General features: G+C 46.3%; 11 protein-coding genes. 2 read left to right on the top strand and 9 right to left on the bottom strand.

What is annotated here, in order from left to right; genetic code table 11:
* Nucleotides 1-10: 10 nt before the first annotated feature.
* Nucleotides 11-1,162 carry a hypothetical protein gene (locus ACK8OT_RS06435; RefSeq protein WP_410195676.1) on the bottom strand — a complete coding sequence of 384 codons (1,152 nt, stop codon included), beginning with the start codon at nt 1,160-1,162 and terminating at the stop codon, nt 11-13.
* A 302-nt stretch (nt 1,163-1,464) separates the two neighbouring features.
* Between ACK8OT_RS06435 and ACK8OT_RS06440 the strand changes: the two genes are divergently transcribed.
* Nucleotides 1,465-3,093 (top strand): cellulase family glycosylhydrolase, encoded by a 1,629-nt coding sequence (locus ACK8OT_RS06440; protein WP_410195677.1) that lies wholly within the window; start codon nt 1,465-1,467, stop codon nt 3,091-3,093.
* 188 nt (nt 3,094-3,281) lie between these two features.
* On the opposite strand, the gene ppnP is transcribed toward ACK8OT_RS06440, so the two are convergent.
* Nucleotides 3,282-3,566: a pyrimidine/purine nucleoside phosphorylase gene (gene ppnP, locus ACK8OT_RS06445; RefSeq protein ID WP_233072609.1), complete on the bottom strand. Its 285-nt coding sequence runs from the start codon at nt 3,564-3,566 to the stop codon at nt 3,282-3,284.
* Nucleotides 3,567-4,033: 467 nt separating this feature from the next.
* Here ppnP and ACK8OT_RS06450 point away from each other — a divergent pair, with 467 nt between their 5' ends.
* Complete coding sequence (locus ACK8OT_RS06450; RefSeq protein WP_410195678.1) at nt 4,034-5,863, top strand: ABC transporter ATP-binding protein; 1,830 nt, start codon at nt 4,034-4,036, stop codon at nt 5,861-5,863.
* Between the two features lie 203 nt (nt 5,864-6,066).
* On the opposite strand, the gene ACK8OT_RS06455 is transcribed toward ACK8OT_RS06450, so the two are convergent.
* The 7 genes from ACK8OT_RS06455 to ACK8OT_RS06485 form a co-directional block, all read right to left on the bottom strand.
* Nucleotides 6,067-8,262, bottom strand: a complete 2,196-nt coding sequence (locus ACK8OT_RS06455; protein ID WP_410195679.1) for a DEAD/DEAH box helicase — start codon at nt 8,260-8,262, stop codon at nt 6,067-6,069.
* On the bottom strand, nt 8,259-9,566 hold the full coding sequence (locus ACK8OT_RS06460; RefSeq protein WP_410195680.1) for an ATP-binding protein: 1,308 nt from the start codon (nt 9,564-9,566) through the stop codon (nt 8,259-8,261). Before ACK8OT_RS06460 ends, ACK8OT_RS06455 begins: the two co-directional genes overlap by 4 nt.
* A gap of 3 nt (nt 9,567-9,569) precedes the next feature.
* Nucleotides 9,570-11,879 (bottom strand): tellurite resistance TerB family protein, encoded by a 2,310-nt coding sequence (locus ACK8OT_RS06465; protein WP_410195681.1) that lies wholly within the window; start codon nt 11,877-11,879, stop codon nt 9,570-9,572.
* A 381-nt stretch (nt 11,880-12,260) separates the two neighbouring features.
* On the bottom strand, nt 12,261-14,213 hold the full coding sequence (locus tag ACK8OT_RS06470) for a hypothetical protein (RefSeq protein WP_410195682.1): 1,953 nt from the start codon (nt 14,211-14,213) through the stop codon (nt 12,261-12,263).
* Nucleotides 14,210-15,376 (bottom strand): hypothetical protein, encoded by a 1,167-nt coding sequence (locus tag ACK8OT_RS06475; protein WP_410195683.1) that lies wholly within the window; start codon nt 15,374-15,376, stop codon nt 14,210-14,212. Before ACK8OT_RS06475 ends, ACK8OT_RS06470 begins: the two co-directional genes overlap by 4 nt.
* A complete protein-coding gene (locus ACK8OT_RS06480; protein WP_410195684.1) occupies nt 15,373-16,497 on the bottom strand; it encodes a hypothetical protein in 1,125 nt (374 codons plus the stop codon). Before ACK8OT_RS06480 ends, ACK8OT_RS06475 begins: the two co-directional genes overlap by 4 nt.
* A 63-nt stretch (nt 16,498-16,560) precedes the next feature.
* Nucleotides 16,561-17,028, bottom strand: a complete 468-nt coding sequence (locus ACK8OT_RS06485) for a hypothetical protein (protein ID WP_410195685.1) — start codon at nt 17,026-17,028, stop codon at nt 16,561-16,563.
* Nucleotides 17,029-17,121: the final 93 nt, after the last annotated feature.

The following is a 17,121-nucleotide window of genomic DNA, read 5'->3' on the forward strand; positions in this document are numbered from 1 at the left end:
GAACATATCCTTATGGCTGTCGGGTTACACTAAATTGGCTGGGTGCTGCTGGGGTATGGGGATGTGTGGTCATCACCACTAAATCATCCATGGCATACCAATCTTCATATCGCAGGCTATCGGGTAGGGTTTTGTCGATATAATCATTGCCGCCGAGCTTAATGGCGTTCCAGCCCACCATCTTGTCTGCGTCGGCACCCACCCAAGCAATTTGATAATTGGCAAACACCAGCTGGTCATCAATCCATTGTTCATAGTGGCCATCTGCCTCACCGGGGGCTGAATTCATCTTCACGTAAAAGGCCATTTTGCGCCATCCGGTGATGGTTTCATCACCAAAAAATTCAGTGGGATGGATCATGCCTTGCTCACCTCCTTGAGGCAGTAGCAAACCCGACTTCATGCCTACTAGCTTGATATTAGGATTATCTATAACGCGATCTTGATTTAAGTCGGTGAGGTTATTGTCAAAGTTTAAACTCATGTCACCGCTGAGTATTTCCCGCGGCAGCCCTTTTACTGGGTTACTCTCTAGGTAGTAATGGGTTGCGGGCGGATATCCGCGCAGCCAGATGGTGTTGCGCAGGCCATAGTTATTGTGCACATAGTTCCAACCCGCAATGGGGCCGTTAAAGCCATCACGAAAGCCTTTGAAAATTTCTCCGCCTTCACCCCATGTATAAAGGATGCGAAATAGTTTGGTTAACGACTTTGGATGGTCACTTTCGGGTGCCCATTTAATGTAAAACTCGGCATAAATTTCTTCGTATTCTTGGTCGAATTTTTTCGCCAAGATGCCATCGGACCACCATTTCCAATTGGGCTCGGATTTAGCATCGCGATAAAACACCACAGAGCGCTCGCCGCTGCGGGCCTTGCCTGCAAAAGCGCCGATTTCAATAGATTCATGGCGATCCGTATCCCCCATAGAGGGGGCATAGGCGGGGTCGGTGCGAATAATGGTCCAACCCGGCGGAGCTGGATTGGCATAGGGGCGCAGACCCACGCCATTAGGGTTGGGGTAACCGGCCACCCAATCGGCTTGTTGTTCAAAGTCTTCGCTAAATATTAGCCAAGGATTATTGATTAAGTTCGGCTGTGCCACTGCGCTTGCGCTGAGAAGGCCACCGGCAATAAAAATAACGGAGCGGGTAATACCCATGATCCTGCCCAAAGGTGTCAAATAGTTTGGTTAGGATACGCAAAATCAATATGCAATAAAGTGCATATTGGCTGTGGTGGGTATTTTTTTTCATCCTTGTGAGATTGACCATATAAAAATGGCTTGGGGCCCAATGACTCGTTTGCTATTTAAGCGATTTGGTTATTCAAAGATAGATCCACATTATGCGACTGATCGCATATCCCATCATTGGTTGTTTATTAATTTTTGATCCTTCGTAAACTGATGGTGTTGCTTAAAAATAAAGCAACTTAAAACGTATTTTATTCAAGGATGAATGTATGAACAAATCACTGATTGCACTCGGTGTTGCTATGGCATTTAGCCACAGCGTCGCCGCAGCAGATTGCTCGGGTGTTGAAGCTTACCAAGGTAAGGGCGAATATACCCAAGGCCAACAAGTTACCCATCAAGGTAATAAATTCCAATGTAAAGTGCCGGGCTGGTGCGCACTCGATGGCCCTTATGAGCCGGGTGTCGGCTGGGCGGCCGATGGTGCTTGGAGCGATCTAGGTGCGTGCGATGCAGGCACGGATACTGGCGGCGGCACGGATACCGGCGGCGGCACAGATACAGGCGGCGGCACGGATAATGGTGGTGGCACAGATACGGGCGGCGGCACGGATACAGGTGGTGGCACGGATACAGGTGGTGGCACGGATACAGGTGGTGGCACAGATACGGGCGGCGGCACAGATACAGGTGGTGGTACTGACACAAGCGGCCCATCTTGTGATGCCACCGATGATTGGCAAGCGAATGTGGCTTATGGCAGTGGCAGCCTAATTGATCATCAAGGCCAAGTTTATAAAGCTAACTGGTGGACGAAAGGCGCCGATCCTTTGCAAAACTCAGGCCCATGGCAAGTGTGGAGCAAGCAAGGTAGCTGCTCAACAGGCACAGATACGGGCGGCGGTGACACAGGTGGTGGCGACACTGGCGGGGGAGATACCGGTGGCGGCGATACAGGCGGTGGCAATACCACAGACACGCCCGTTGCAATTAATGGTCAGTTGTCAGTTTGTGGCACTAAACTCTGTAACGAAAAGCAGCAACCAATCCAGTTAAAAGGCATGAGCAGTCACGGCTTACAATGGTACGGCTGGAACAACTGTTTAACCGAGAAATCCTTAGACGCACTCGCTAAAGATTGGCAGGCTGATATTTTACGGATATCGCTATATGTACAAGAAGGCGGTTATGAAACCGACCCACAAGGTTATACCGAGCAAGTGAACCGTTTGATTGCCGAAGCCGCTGAGCGCGGTATGTATGCCTTGGTGGATTGGCACCAACTTGATCCGGGCGATCCAAACTACAACCTAGAGAATGCAAAACGCTTCTTTACCGATATCGCTACGGCCAACAAAGACCGTAACAATATCATTTACGATATTGCCAACGAGCCAAACAAAGTGAGTTGGGATCGTATTCAGTCTTATGCCACCGAGATCATTCCGGTGATCCGCGCCATTGATAGCGATGCCGTGGTGTTGGTTGGAACTCACGGCTGGGCAAGTTTGGGCGTATCGGATGGCGCTAGCTATCAAGATATAGTGAAAAATCCGGTGCCGTTTGACAACGTGATGTACACCTTCCACTTCTATGCGGCAAGCCATGATGGTTATTACCGCCAGCAGCTAAGTGCAGCGAGTGAAGTGTTGCCGTTATTTGTGACCGAGTTTGGTACCCAAACTTACACCGGCGATGGCAATAATGACTTTGTTAGTGCACAAGCGTATTTGGATATTTTGGACGCCAAGCAAATTAGCTGGGTTAACTGGAACTACTCAGATGATTTTCGCAGTGGTGCGGTGTGGCAGCAAAGTACCTGTCGCAACGATGGCCCTTGGACCGAGGCGAACTTAAAGCCTGCGGGTAAGTGGATCCGTGAGCAAATGCGTAAATAACTGAAAGGGCAACATAGTATGAATAATCCGCAAAAACGCGGTGTATATATCCCTATACGCTCTGCGTTTTCATCCCTGAAAATGACGTTTTGCTACTTATTCATACAATAGCCAAGGCTTATGAAGTTAATGCAAACAAAAACGGCAGCCTAGGCTGCCGTTTTCTTATCCTGCGAGTAGCGCAGCGATTAACCTTCGTATTTACAAAGGTAAGCTGTGTCTACGTCTACTTTCACTAGGAAGCTAGAGTTAGCTGCTACTTCAAAGGTTTCGCCGTCTTTGAAGGTTTGCCAAGCATCGCTGCCAGCAAGTTTAATGGTTAGGCTACCGCTAACTACGGTCATGTACTCTTTTGCAGCAGTAGAAAATTCATACTCGCCTTGTGCCATAACGCCTACCGTTGCAGGTAGGTCTTGGCCTTGGAATGCGATTGATTTTACTTTGCCATCAAAATATTCGTTTACATTAAACATCGAATCATCCCTAAAGTAAGGTTTATCCTTGCTCGTGTGCTTGGGTGGTTAACCACCTTGCTCAATCGAGCGGATTAGCTGTGTTGTTGTGTGCATTCTGGCTAATTCTGTTAGCTCAGTTATTATTTTTTCGGCGCCAAGTATGCCCGTTGCGAAAAAACGACACAAGTAAAACTATTTGCTTAGGCTCATAAAATGATATTGCTAAACTCATCATTTGGTGTGTTTGCTCGCTTTCTCATTACGTGGGCTATGAATTATAGCCCCACAGGTTGCTGAGAAAGCCTTGTAAACAGTATGTTGGTTATAGATAACGGTATGCTGTCATTGAAAAAATCGAACCGATTTAGCGCATTTTTAGTTAGATCCTCTCGGCAAAATTAGATTATTATCACAAGTTCACCTTTTTTGGCTAAAACAGCCAAATTTGCCTCCATTCTTTTGCTCATTCAATCTAAGGAGCACCCATGTTTGGCTTTTTTGAACGCCTGTTGCCCGCTTTTCCACCGGAAGAGCCGACCCAACCCCCTAGCGGGTTATTTGCCTTTTGCCGCCATTACACCAAAGGTATGTGGACGCCATTATTGTTGATGTCCTTGTTGACCGCCTTGGCTGCTATTTTAGAGGTGTCGCTGTTTAGTTTTATGGGGCAACTGGTGGATTGGCTGGCAGACAAAAACCCAGATACCTTTTTGGCTGAAGAATCCAGTACCCTGATTTATATGAGTTTAGTATTGCTGGTGGCCTTACCTGTGGTGGGCTTATTGCATTCATTATTGGTACACCAAACCTTGCTGGGGAATTACCCCATGTCAATTCGCTGGCTGGCGCACCGCTTTTTGTTAAAACAAAGTGTGTCGTTTTATGCCGATGATTTTGCGGGGCGTATTTCAACCAAGGTGATGCAAACCGCGCTGTCAGTGCGTGAAACCGTGATGAAACTGCTTGATGTACTGATGTACGTCAGCGTGTACTTTACTTCTATGTTAGTGCTGGTGGCCTCGGCCGATTGGCGTTTGATGTTGCCTATGCTGGTTTGGTTTGTCGCTTACGTCGGCATTCAAATGTATTTTGTGCCCAAGCTTCGTGCTATCTCGGCCGAGCAAGCCGATGCCCGCTCTATGATGGCGGGACGCATTGTTGATTCTTACACCAACATCACCACGGTTAAATTGTTTTCTCATACCAATCGCGAAGCCGAATATGCCCGCGAAGGCATGGATGAGTTTATGGTCACGGTTTACAAGCAAATGCGTTTGGCAACGGGCTTAAACTTAGCAGTGAATGGCATAAACTACTTACTGGTCTTTACCATTGCCGCTTTATCTATTTGGCTTTGGTCGATCAGCTTGATCACTGTGGGGGCCATTGCCATTGCGGTGTCGTTGGCGCTGCGTTTAAACGGCATGGCGCAGTGGATCATGTGGGAAGTGAGCGCCTTGTTTGAAAACATGGGCACCGTCACCGACGGCATGAACACCTTGTCTAAGCCGTTACAAATTCAAGATAAAGCCGGTGCACAGCCAATCGTGGTGGATAAGGGTGAAATCAAATTTGATCAGGTTGGCTTTCACTACGGTGAAGATAAAGGGGTGATTAACAACTTGTCGTTCACTATTAAGCCGGGGCAAAAAATCGGCCTAGTCGGTCGCTCCGGTGCGGGTAAGTCTACCTTGGTAAACCTGTTGATGCGTTTTCATGACGTGGAATCGGGGCGGATCTTGGTGGATGATCAAGACATTCGTGATATTCAACAAGACAGCTTACGCGGTCAAATCGGCATGGTGACTCAAGATACGTCCTTATTGCATCGCTCGGTGCGCGAGAACTTACTTTATGGTCGCCCCGATGCAACAGAAGAACAAATGATCGCCGCCGCCAAGCAAGCCGAAGCCCATGAGTTTATTTTAGGCCTAACGGATCCAAGTGGCCGCACGGGTTATGACGCCCATGTCGGCGAGCGCGGTGTGAAGTTATCCGGCGGTCAGCGCCAACGTATCGCTATTACGCGAGTGCTGTTAAAAGATGCGCCGATATTGATCTTAGATGAAGCCACCTCGGCGCTGGACTCCGAAGTAGAAGCGGCTATTCAAGCCAGTCTTTACAAACTAATGCAAGGTAAAACCGTTATCGCCATTGCACACCGTTTATCGACCATCGCCGCGATGGATAAACTGATCGTACTGGATAAAGGTGAAATCGCCGAGCAAGGCAGCCATAAGGAATTGGTTGCCGCGGGTGGCATCTATGCCCAGCTATGGTCACATCAAACGGGCGGTTTCCTCGGTGAGGAGTAAGCGCATATTCGCCAAATGAATTCGGCTCCTACACGATATTTCCCTTGTAGGAGCTGAGCTTGCTCGGCGAATTATAATTTGAGTTTTACGGCACAAGGAGCTGAGATTGCTTAGGGAATTGCTGCGTTCACTGAGCAAGTTAATTTTCTACAGGCCATGGGTTATGCCCCATTGAAGAGGCTAGTTTGTTTTTTCATGCTCTCTCAGGCCTTAAATTGATTGAACCAAGCTGTCGCACCAGCTATTTGAAATGCCTTAGTTCCATATCCAGCAGATAATATATCTTCAGGTAAAAACTCATCAAATTTCTCTATACGTTTTTCTAGTACTTGTTGTGCTAGTTCTGTTTCTGTTGGGAGTTCCGTTGAAGCAAGTTTGAGCAATGTTACGCGAACACTTTCTAATGACGCTTTTTCTACTTCTATGACACCTGCAAATGCACCAGCTTCAAAGCCATGTTGGATTAGCAAGGCAACAATAGTATTTACCGTTTTGTCTCCAAGCCATGGGAATATGTATGTTGTATTTCCTACCTGAATTAAAGGTTCGCTTGATAACTTAGCTTCTTTGAAATATTGGACGCTCTCACTAAACAGTTCTCGTGCGGCTGAATCAGCGAAGTCGACTTTGTGATCACCTACTGAAATTCTGTAGTCAGCGTCTTTTAATATTTGGAACATCTCTTGGCGGACAACATCATGTATGTTCAAGCCAGCACCACCAAATTTAGGCGGCTTGCCACCTTTTGCATGCACCACATAAATAACTTTCTTTTCGCTATCTATGTCGTTTACTTTCCAACGTTTTCCTCCGAAAACAATATGCTGCCCTTCTAATACCAATGAATCTACAGGCAGCGTTCCGAGTGATTTGGTTCCACATACAATCCGAAACTCTTCAGGCGTTTTAAAAACAGCATAGAACGAGTAATGGCTTGTCAGCTTTTCTCCCAAAAGGCCAAGTACCAATTCACCACTTCCTAACTGAGTTATGAGTTCTGTTTTACCCATGTGGACAAGTAGTGCTTTGAAGTTTTCAACATCAACGTTTTGAAAAGGACCATCTTTACAGAGCAAACTAAATAATTGCTCTGCTCTAATTCCTCCCCATTGTGCAGTAACAGCAAGTACTTGATGAAGGAGTGTTGAGAAGTGATAAAGTGATGTATCAGCTGGTTCATACCATTTACTGCCGATAAGAAGTCTGACCATGGCAAAAGACTGGATAAGTTCCAATCTCAGTTTGTCGATGACGCTAGAGTCCTTTGTCAATTCAGCTTCAGCGATGAGCATTCGCAATATTGAGGCTCCACCGCGTCTTCCTGAGCGTCCCATTCTTTGACGTAAACTTGAAATAGAGTGGGGGGCTGTTACTTGAATTACTGAGTTGACCTTGCCGATATCAATGCCTAGTTCAAGAGTCATTGTGCAAATCGCTGTGGTAGGATAATGCTCCTGTTGCAATCGCTTTTCTAAGCTTTCTCGAAGATCTTTAGATAGCGAGCCATGGTGAGGAAAAAATTCATTCGGTACAATTTTTTCTTCACAGAAGTCAGATAATGTAGCCGCAATGCTTTCTGTACGGCTCCTACTATTTGCAAACACAAGGTGATTTCCGCCGCGACAAAATTTAAATAAATCTTGGCAGATCGTATATTCGGCATCATTGGAAGACTCGGCTTCTAAGTTAGCAGGGTTTACATACCCTTTTACCTGAACCTTCAAGGTGGAAGTCGAATGTGTATCTTTGATGATTTTGCAAGGTAAAGAGCGATTAGGGCGAAGTGATAGAGGTACTTTCTCTAACTCACCAAGCGTTGCACTCAAAGCTACTCTCGGGATTGGTGTTTCTAGTCTTCCAAGTAGATGTTCTAGTCGATGAAGTAAAGAGAGTAAGTGATGGCCGCGCTCAGAGCCAATAAAGGCATGAAACTCGTCAATAACGATATATTTCAAATTAGAGAATGCAGCTTTTATCCAGCCTGAGTCTCTGATGAGTAATGACTCCAATGACTCAGGTGTTATTAACACGACACCAGATGGTGATGCCTTTAATTTCTTCTTTCGGCCCTGTGAGCTATCACCATGCCAGGGCGTAACCGGTATTTCTAACAGGTCAGACAGACTTTCTAAGCGCCTATCTTGGTCATTTATAAGGGCTTTTAGAGGGCTAACGTAAAGGATCCCTACACCTGTTTCCTGAGATGCGATTGCGCTGAGCGCAGGCAAGAAAAATGCTTCTGTTTTTCCTGCTGCAGTTGAAGCGCTGATCAGCACATCTGTCTTTTCAGACAATATAGGTTCAATAGCAAGGCATTGTATTTCTCGTAAGCCAGTCCAACCTTGTTTGAATATCCAGCGCTGAACCCGATGGTCTAACTTTTCATGTTTATCAATCATAGTTTGAAGTCAGCAAATCCATCTTCATTGTTCTCAGTTTCGAGTTCAACATCGGAAGGCTTATCTTCATTAATTGCTACTGATGAGATTAGACTGTGCCACGCAATTTGCGGGTTTTGGTCGATCACCGCGAGCATATCTAAAAATGTTTTAATGGTGTTACGTGGCGTTCGAAAATACGCATCTCCTATAGTTTGGCTGCAATGCTGTAAGAACGCTTTGAGAGATTCGTCTGGAACCAAGTACTTTGCTTCGTCACCTTCAGCATAAACGTGACGCAAGTTTTTAAGCAAAATATAGAGTTCTTCAGGGGTTAAGCTAGCGAGGTGTAGTGCCGGTGACGAATAATCAATCACGCCCGCTTGTTTAGCAAAACTGTTATCTGCCAACCTAGATTGCAGCGCTTCATAGCTATACAAGCCTTTACGTGGATCTAGAAGAAATTCAGGGGTTCCACCGAGAAGGAAACCCAAATGCTCAGCGCTTCCTTGCAAGCAATCGTTTAGAATTCGGAGTATTTGCTCATAGTTAGAAGTTCTCGCAGTGGTGTTGTTCAATTTATACAGGTTTACCATCTCATCTAAGTTAACTAGAAGCCCTTGGTAGCCAGCTTGTCTGACAAATAAACTCATTAATTTCAGCGCATCATAAAAAGATGTATCTGAAATAATTGTTCGAACACCTAGGTCATTTCGGGCATCGGTTTTAGTTGAATACTCTGCTCGTAACCATTTTATGGCGTTAGCTTTTAGTATCTCATCATCTTTCTCATGACCTATCCAATAAGCCTCAATAACTTTAGCAAAATCATAACCGCCAACGAGTTCAGAAAGTGATGCTAATTTTTCATGGATAATTGAATTTATACTTTTTCCTGAAGTATCAGCTTCTTTCATTGCTTCTGTGATGAACTTTTCAACTACACTGGTTAAAGCATTACCATCAGGTTTGTTGCGAGTAGCCATGTTACGCATTAGCTCTGAGTAAAGGTTTCTAGCTTGGCCAGCCGATGCATGAATACGTCTATCAGGAGATAAGTCCGCATTGACGGTTACAAGCTTATTCTCTAGAGCAATAGCGCGTACAACACTTAAAAAGAATGTTTTACCAGAACCATAATCGCCAATAATGAGCCTGAAAGCTGAACCTCCATCTGAAATCCGATCAATGTCTTGGATCAGAGCTTTTAATTCATTTACTCGACCTACTTGGATATGCTGGATTCCAATCTTAGGAGTCACACCTGACTTCAGAGATTGGATAATTGCATCCCTTTCTTTAGCTCGTATTCTTTTTGCAACCATTATTTATCCCTTCAATTCTTCTACGATTTCTAGATCGACATAGATATCACCATCGTCATCTAGAACTGGCGCATCGACTTTGTCATAAGCCCAGTCATTAATAGTTTCTAATGCGCCATCAACCATTAGGTTTAGTTTGCCGCACAATTCATGAACTTCTTTACGTGGCCACGATTCTTTAGCTATCAAAGTTTCAAAAAGTTCTTTGTAAGGGCTATCTAAGCCTCCTTCATCGACATCAGCGGTGGAGCTCACTTCCAGTTCAGGTTCTTCATCAACGGCAAATATACTTTCCAGCATACTCTTTGCGTCGTTGGTGTCACTTTCATGCATAGCCAAAATACCTTCATCCAACTGAAACGTACTTTTATCAATTGAAACGTCTTTAGATGTGGCTGAGATAGGTTGTTTACTGGAGGCAAAGGCATGAATGTCACTTGTAACGAGTGATTTATCTAGACCTAACGAGGTATATAGCTTTTCAATTTGCTTAATTTCAGAAGCATCGATTTTTCCATCAGCAAAAGCGATGGAAAGCATGAATTTTTTCAAGAATTCCACCTGTGGAACTCCGAGTTTTTCAATCCTAGCTTTCAACCCCGTATTATTTACAGGGGCATTTAGACGCCAAGTTAAATATGCATTTAACGAGTTCTTTTCAGAAGGAGAGAGTTTGTCATCGTGGTTTATCAACGTCTGTAAGGCGATTTTTTCATGATGATCTACAGTACCATCTATCGTTGCGACCATTGCCCCTAACCTAATTGCCAAACTTACTTGGTTGAATGCCGAGCTTGGCTCAAAAAATTCTCCATGGCCCGGTGAGAAGAGCACAATGTTGTCATCGATTTTCAATTTTGCATGGTGAAAACGTTGGTCTGGCGCAATACCTATTTCAGCCTTAGCAGCCAAGTTAGCGACTAGTTCATTTTCTTTTTTATTAAACGCCTTAGGGAGAGGCGTACCTGTATGAGTCCAGAAATCCTTGACTGTGGTTAGTCCATCATTCGAACTAATTATCTGATTTGCCCAAGACTTAAATGTTTCTATAACTGGTGAGTTTACTTCGTTTGCCAGTTCTTTAGGTAATAACAGCAACGCTGCAATATCACTCCTTGAGGTATCTGCTTTTCCTAAGTAACGGCTATAGCTGCTTAACTCTTCTGTACATTGTTCGGCAACAGGAATGAGCTTTTTAATTGGGCCTTTGAGAATACTTGGATCTGGTAAGTCACCCAACTCCAAATCAACCCCATGCACACCATTACTTGCCGCATTGTATGAAAGTCGCAGTTTAGTTTTATTGGGTTTTACGGTAATTCCGTCGCCAAACTTTTCAGAAAATCTAATTTGGAAAAGCTGGCTAAACTCTTCTTCACATCTACGGGCGGGAGTTTTTAGTGAGTACTCGAATGTATTTTTTAGCCACTCTAAAGCTAAGAGAGCTGTTACAGGGTTTCCATTGGCTATAGTTGTTGCAAGTTTAACTTTGAATGACAATGCATCATTAGTTTCTGGTATATCTGACAGTCTATCTTCAAATAAGGCGGGTCTTTGAAGGGACATTAGTTCGAGGAAATTAGCAGAGTATCCTCTGAAAGAACGGTTTGCGTTGAAAACTGTATGGAGACGTAACACTTCTTCAAATATTGCTATGTATTCTTCATCAGATATTTGACTATTGGATTTGTTTTCTATGACTCTTCTTTCAAACCCATAGAAATAGATGAAGACATAACCAATTGGCGTATTGGGGTTTGAGCGATCTGAGGCGAGCCAATCTAGGTAAGCGCCTCTACAGCCTTTAGACAAAGAAGCGTAACTTGGCCAGTACCCTAAGGATTCATCAGTGTATATTTCTGAATCTACCGAGGTACTTGAAGCCGGGCGTTTATCATCCACTAGAGATGGCTCTATACCGTAACCATCTAGTGAATTCATTACTCCACCAAAGTAGAAAAAGCCTTTCGTTAACTGTCTTCCATTAACAGAAAGTTGTTCATCTTCACTTACCCATCGACCTTTTTGTTTGTTAGTTGTTTTTTCTGGCTCTCGGCCAAAGCTCGTGTGAATTGTAAAAGTGGCAAAGTCGTCGCCGTCTAAACTCGTTGCTACATTTGAACTTGAAATAACAACAGAGGAGGCGTCAGATGTGACTTTAGGTGTATAAGTTGTTATATTTTCTGATGTTTCAGTTTTAATGGAGGTTGGTTGTAACATTTTTTTGTTTGATGAGTGTGGAGAAGGCGTCTTTTTGTATTTATACAGTCGGTAAGCTAGATAAATTATGAGTAGCCAAATGATAAATTCCATTTTTTTCCTTTTATTATCAAATCATTACCTGCATTCCCCCTAGATTAATATCTAATTAGTCATACTTAATCTAAAATGGGCAAGAGTTATTTCATTATATATCAATGAACTAGAAACCTAATGTGAGCAACGCAAGACTTTTGCTTATCGCTTGGTATGTCATTTTAAGGCTCGCGCATTGTTGCCTCAGGGTGAAAGAAGGAATGTGTTTGAGCGATAAGTGGTGTTTTTTTAGTCGAATATCTGCCGCAAGGATGTGGCAGTTAAGCCATCCAGGATGATTCCACGGCGTTTCGAATAAGAAAATTCCACTATGATCGTTGGGTTAATTGCATTTTATACGCTCATCTCTTCGCTCTGATTGTAGCCCCATTGCTGGGGCTAGTTTGTTGCCAGCTTGGTCACATTCACCTGCGCCGGGGGCATGGGTTTAGCAGGCAGGTGGCCGTTCACTGCGCCGCGATGCATGATTGCGCCCGTTGCTACGCCATAAAAGTCGTGTTTTGCTTTGGCATCTAGCATACCGCCGTTAAGGGCGGGTGAGTTTTGCTCAAGTTTAAATGGGGTTTTCAGGGCGATGGCGGGGTGGATAAATTCATCGTTTGCTCCGGTGTTTAGCAAAAATCGCTCACTGTCGCGCTGGCTCCAGCTGTCGCTGGTAGTGTTAAACCAAAGGTTATGACTGACCTCAAACGCGCCAACATCGGCTTCAGGGTCGTCCAAGGTGAGATAAGGCATGGGGAAGTCGACATCCACTAGATTATTAAACAGCCTAAATGTCGATGGTTGCCAGCGTTGTAGCTTGATGGCATCGGGCTCATTAATCACGGTGTGGCCATTGGCATCATATTGTCTTGCTGACTCATCGGACACGCCGGAAATGGTGTTATTAAATATATCAAACTGGCCTAATATATGGCCGCCAGCGGTGATGCCATAAGGCGCGGTGCCGTTATTGAGCTCGCCCACGGGGCCAAGGCCTGAGTTGATGATGACGTTGTTGTAGATTTGTACATCCACTTGCCAGCAAGGGGGGATGTACTTTTGGCCTGCTGCATCGGTCAGTTCGCGGCTGTAGTTATGCACATTAATGCCCGAGCCTTTTTGGTTGATGATGTAGTTGTTGTGAGCCTTGATCACCGCGCCGGGCTTAAAGCCAAGGCACTGCTCGTAGCCATAGTTCATTTGATCATAGAAATGCAGGCCAAATTTGGCTTTGTTGTTTTCTAGGTGGTTCCAGCCAAATTCCCAACCATCGAGCTGCTCTTTGCCTGCACCATCTTGGCGCACCGTAATATAAGTGGTGTGCTGAAAGTGTGAGGTTTGGTCGCAGCCATGGTCAAAGATATGATTGCCCAGCGCTTTTAAACCATCGCCCTGATGACCGTTACTGACGATAGCCCCGGCAAAGCCATCGGCGCACATGCCTTCGCGCTCTAGCAGGTAATTGCCGATAATTCGGCCCCAGCGACTGGCGCGAATATTCTCATTTGATAGCTGCGCATTAGGCACGCCTTGCACCGGTGCATTGGGGCCCAGATCGGCTTGGTGGCCCACTTCGACGCGGTATTTGGATATAACCAGCCCGGTGGACAAATAAGGATGAATGCCCCAGTTGGCACCCGATACCAAGGCCTGCGTGTTGGGGTAGCTGGCAATGGCAATTTGACGCTCGGCGGTGCCCTCTAATTGCACTAGCCACATGCCTGCCATGCTACGGCCTAAGCCGGGCCTTGGCTCTTCTTCCATCACTTCGCGTACGCCATGACTGTAAACAATATCGCCGGCTTCTAGGCCGCCATTGCCGGGGGCTGGATATTGAAACGTGGTGCGGCTGATAAACTGCCAAGGGTCGTCAAATTGCCCTGAGGTGGTGTTGTCGCCACCGTCTTTAACATGAAATATGCGTCCCGGTCGCACGGTAAAAGGCAGTTGGTTGTCACTGATTACGCCTGAGGCTGTGCTAAGGCTTATGCTAATAGGGCCATCGGGCAGGGAGGCGGGTAATGAAAAGGCTAACTCATCCATTTCATGGGAGCGCCATAAATCGGCTGGACCACCGGGCAGTTGGCCGTCGGCTTTTTTCCAGTAATAAATATGCGCTGCGGGGTGTTGTTTACCTTGGGCATCAGTCAGGGTGATCGTGCCCATCTCACTGCCAAAACGGTTGCCCCAAAGGGTAATAATGGTGCCTTGACCCTTGCCATCACCGAGTCCTGATTGTGGCCCTGAAATCAGGTCGGTGAAGGCAAGGTAAGGCGCCGGTGCGGCGACACCGGCAAAACAGATAACATAGAGCGCCATGGCGAAGCTGGTGGATAGGATAGTTTTCATTGTTGTTCTACCGTAAATTGGGTGGGAGCCGCTGGTGTTAAGCTGGCATCGGGGGCATACACATTGGGTAAGTGGTTGGCAATCAGCACATTATCGATGGCAAACCAGTGTTCGTCGCGCAGCTCTTTAGCGATGGCGTTGTAGGCATCGTTGCCACCGATGGCGACTATGTTCCATTTCACCATGTTGCGGGTTTCATCTACCCAAGCGATTTGGTCGTTAAACATGATGCGTTGGTCGTTTAACCACTGCATCATTACGCCGTCGTGCACGCCGGGGGCGGAGTTCATTTTTACGTAAAACCCCATGGTGACCCAGTGTTTTTCATCGCCAAACACCTGATCGGCATGGGCGACGGGACCGGGTAGTAAACTGCCGTCGTTTTTAGTGAGATCAAAAACCTTGGCATCGCTGCCGTCTGGCATCATGCCTTTGGTGGTGGTCAAATAGCTGGCCGACATATCGCCGCGATGCATTTGCACCGGCGGATTTTTTACTGCGGTGTAAGGGCGCTCGGGTTTTTGTCTGGGATAAAAGGACAAAAAGTTGCGCATGCCATAGGTGGTTGTACCCGAAAAATCCCAGATGAATGCGGGATTTTGCTCTCCGCTAAAAAATGAATAAAGCTGTTTACCATCGAAGTGGTAAATCCGTGCTCCCTTGCCTTGTCCTAGGCCGTGATCGTAGTAACGCTGGATAAAGTCGTTGGAAAAGGTGATATCAAATTGGATGTAGACTTCTTCATAGCCACTTTGCGGATCGTACTGGGTGCCGTATTGATAGGGGCCGACTTCTGGCCCGAGGTAATAAGCCAGAATACTGTCTGAGTTCCATTGCTTGGGCACGCCGCCGGACTCGCGGTACATGACATACGATTTGCCTTTACCTCCCTTGGCTTTATCGCTGTTGGCGGCCAGAATTTGGGCGTTGGGCTGGCGATCTGGGTGGCCGGTGTACGGCGACCAGAGCTCTTGCGCGCGGGCGGAGAACCACCCTTCGGGTAAGGTGCCATCACGCTTATAATCGTCCGTGGTCCAATCGGGCTGAGCATCAAAGGTTTCATAAAACAACACATCTGCCTGTGCGCTTGGCATGAGCAAACAAGCGCCAAGCAAGATAGGTGCAGCTTTAGCGCTAAATAGGTTTGATTGATTGAATATCATATGAGCTTCTCAACCTTAACGTTAGCAGGGGCTGCCGGCGTATGAGGATGCGCGGTATGTATTTCAATATCGTCAATGGCGTACCAGTCTTCAAATCTCAGGCTATCGTCCAGTTTTTTATTGATGTAATCGTTACCGCCCACTTTGATTAAATTCCATCCCACCATTTTGGTGGCTGACGCACCGACCCAAGGAATTTGATAATTAGCAAACACCAACTGGCCATCAATCCATTGCTCCATTACGCCATCGGTAACACCGGGCGCTGAGTTCATCTTGACGAAGAACTGAATACGTCGCCAGCCGGTTTTGTTACTATCGCCAAACAGATCTTGCGGGCTGATGATGCCTTCATGATAGCTGCCTGGGATCAGCTCATCATTGAGCCAACTGCGTAGCGAGGTATTGGGATTATCATCAATGCCATCGCGGTTGAGATCGGTGAGGTTGCTATTCCAATTTAGGCTCATATCACCGTTATAAATGTTGCGTGGCAGATCTTTAGCGCCGCCTTCTTCAAAGTAGTAGTTGGTCATGGGCGGGTAGCCGCGCATCATGATGGTGTTGCGCAAGCCATAATCGTTGTGTACATACATCCAGCCAGCGGTAGGGCCATTAAAGCCGTCGTGAAAGTTACGAAATACTTGACTGCCAACGCCCTCGGTGTGAGTGATGCGAAACAACTTGCTAAGGGAATGGGGGTGAGGGCTATCGGGTTGCCACTTTATGTAAAAAGACGCATACAGTTGGTCATAATCTTGATCGAATTTTTTTGCCAATATGCCGTCCGACCACCATTTCCAGTCCGGTGTCGACAGTGCATCTCGATAAAACTGCGCCGATTTTACGCCTGAACGCGCTTTTTCTGGCGCGGCTTTAATCTCGATGGATTCATGGCGATCTAAATCCCCCATTGAGGGGGCGCGGGCGGGATCGGTGCGCAGGGCATACCAACCATTGGGTGGCGTATTGGAATGAGGCCGAGCGGTGGGGTTATCCGGATTCGTGATCCCCGCTACCCAGTCGGGATGACTTTCAAAATCATCTTGAAAAATCAGCTCGGCTTGCGCTGAAAAAGCGGCGAAGGTAAGCAGTAAACTTGTTACTAGGCGTATTTTCATAAGGCTGCGACTATCTAGTTTAATTGGCTGAAACAAGTGAGATAACAAAGCATATCACCCCTACTATTCGGGGGTAATAAATTGGCTGAGGCGGCCAACACTGTCTTTAGTTGCTAGCTCAAATTGATAGTCTCCGCTAGGCAGATCTAGTTGATATTTAGTCTCCCCTGCTGCAACCGTGACTTCGCCTGTTGCTAGGGTCGCGGTGTTGGTCCATTTGATCACATACCCGCTAATCTCTGCCTCAGATAAATCCGAGCCATCAACCCGTTGAGTCGGTGCTGACCAATCTAAACGCCAGCTTTGCATTTCTGGTACGGGCGTCGGATCGGTGGAGGGTTGTTCGGTTGGCATAGCAGGGGGCGGAGTTGGCTGCTCGGTTGGCGCAATTGGCTCGTCAGTTGGTGTTATAGCAGGAGGGGTGGTTGCGCCATCTGTTGCTTTTTCCCCTCCACCTCCTGAGCCACAGGCGCTAATCAATAAACTAAGGGTAACAATAACAGGCAATAACAAAGCTGGCTTCATGGTCATGATTTCCTCGTTGAAGGAGTGAGTAGGTGCAATCACACCTGTCATTCACGGATTTCTAGTCTGATAGGTGATGGTTATGATATGTGTATAGTT

Source organism: Motilimonas thetidivivens (assembly GCF_046452435.1).
GTDB lineage: Bacteria > Pseudomonadota > Gammaproteobacteria > Enterobacterales > CBDFNC01 > Motilimonas.

Excerpts from the sequence above, each read along its gene's own strand:
- ACK8OT_RS06465 (WP_410195681.1), bottom strand. The coding sequence starts at position 11,879 with ATGGAATTTATCATTTGGCTACTCATAATTTATCTAGCTTACCGACTG.
- ppnP (WP_233072609.1), bottom strand. The coding sequence starts at position 3,566 with ATGTTTAATGTAAACGAATATTTTGATGGCAAAGTAAAATCAATCGCA.
- ACK8OT_RS06475 (WP_410195683.1), bottom strand. The coding sequence starts at position 15,376 with ATGATATTCAATCAATCAAACCTATTTAGCGCTAAAGCTGCACCTATC.
- ACK8OT_RS06450 (WP_410195678.1), top strand. The coding sequence starts at position 4,034 with ATGTTTGGCTTTTTTGAACGCCTGTTGCCCGCTTTTCCACCGGAAGAG.
- ACK8OT_RS06460 (WP_410195680.1), bottom strand. The coding sequence starts at position 9,566 with ATGGTTGCAAAAAGAATACGAGCTAAAGAAAGGGATGCAATTATCCAA.
- ACK8OT_RS06455 (WP_410195679.1), bottom strand. The coding sequence starts at position 8,262 with ATGATTGATAAACATGAAAAGTTAGACCATCGGGTTCAGCGCTGGATA.
- ACK8OT_RS06440 (WP_410195677.1), top strand. The coding sequence starts at position 1,465 with ATGAACAAATCACTGATTGCACTCGGTGTTGCTATGGCATTTAGCCAC.
- ACK8OT_RS06485 (WP_410195685.1), bottom strand. The coding sequence starts at position 17,028 with ATGACCATGAAGCCAGCTTTGTTATTGCCTGTTATTGTTACCCTTAGT.
- ACK8OT_RS06480 (WP_410195684.1), bottom strand. The coding sequence starts at position 16,497 with ATGAAAATACGCCTAGTAACAAGTTTACTGCTTACCTTCGCCGCTTTT.
- ACK8OT_RS06435 (WP_410195676.1), bottom strand. The coding sequence starts at position 1,162 with ATGGGTATTACCCGCTCCGTTATTTTTATTGCCGGTGGCCTTCTCAGC.
- ACK8OT_RS06470 (WP_410195682.1), bottom strand. The coding sequence starts at position 14,213 with ATGAAAACTATCCTATCCACCAGCTTCGCCATGGCGCTCTATGTTATC.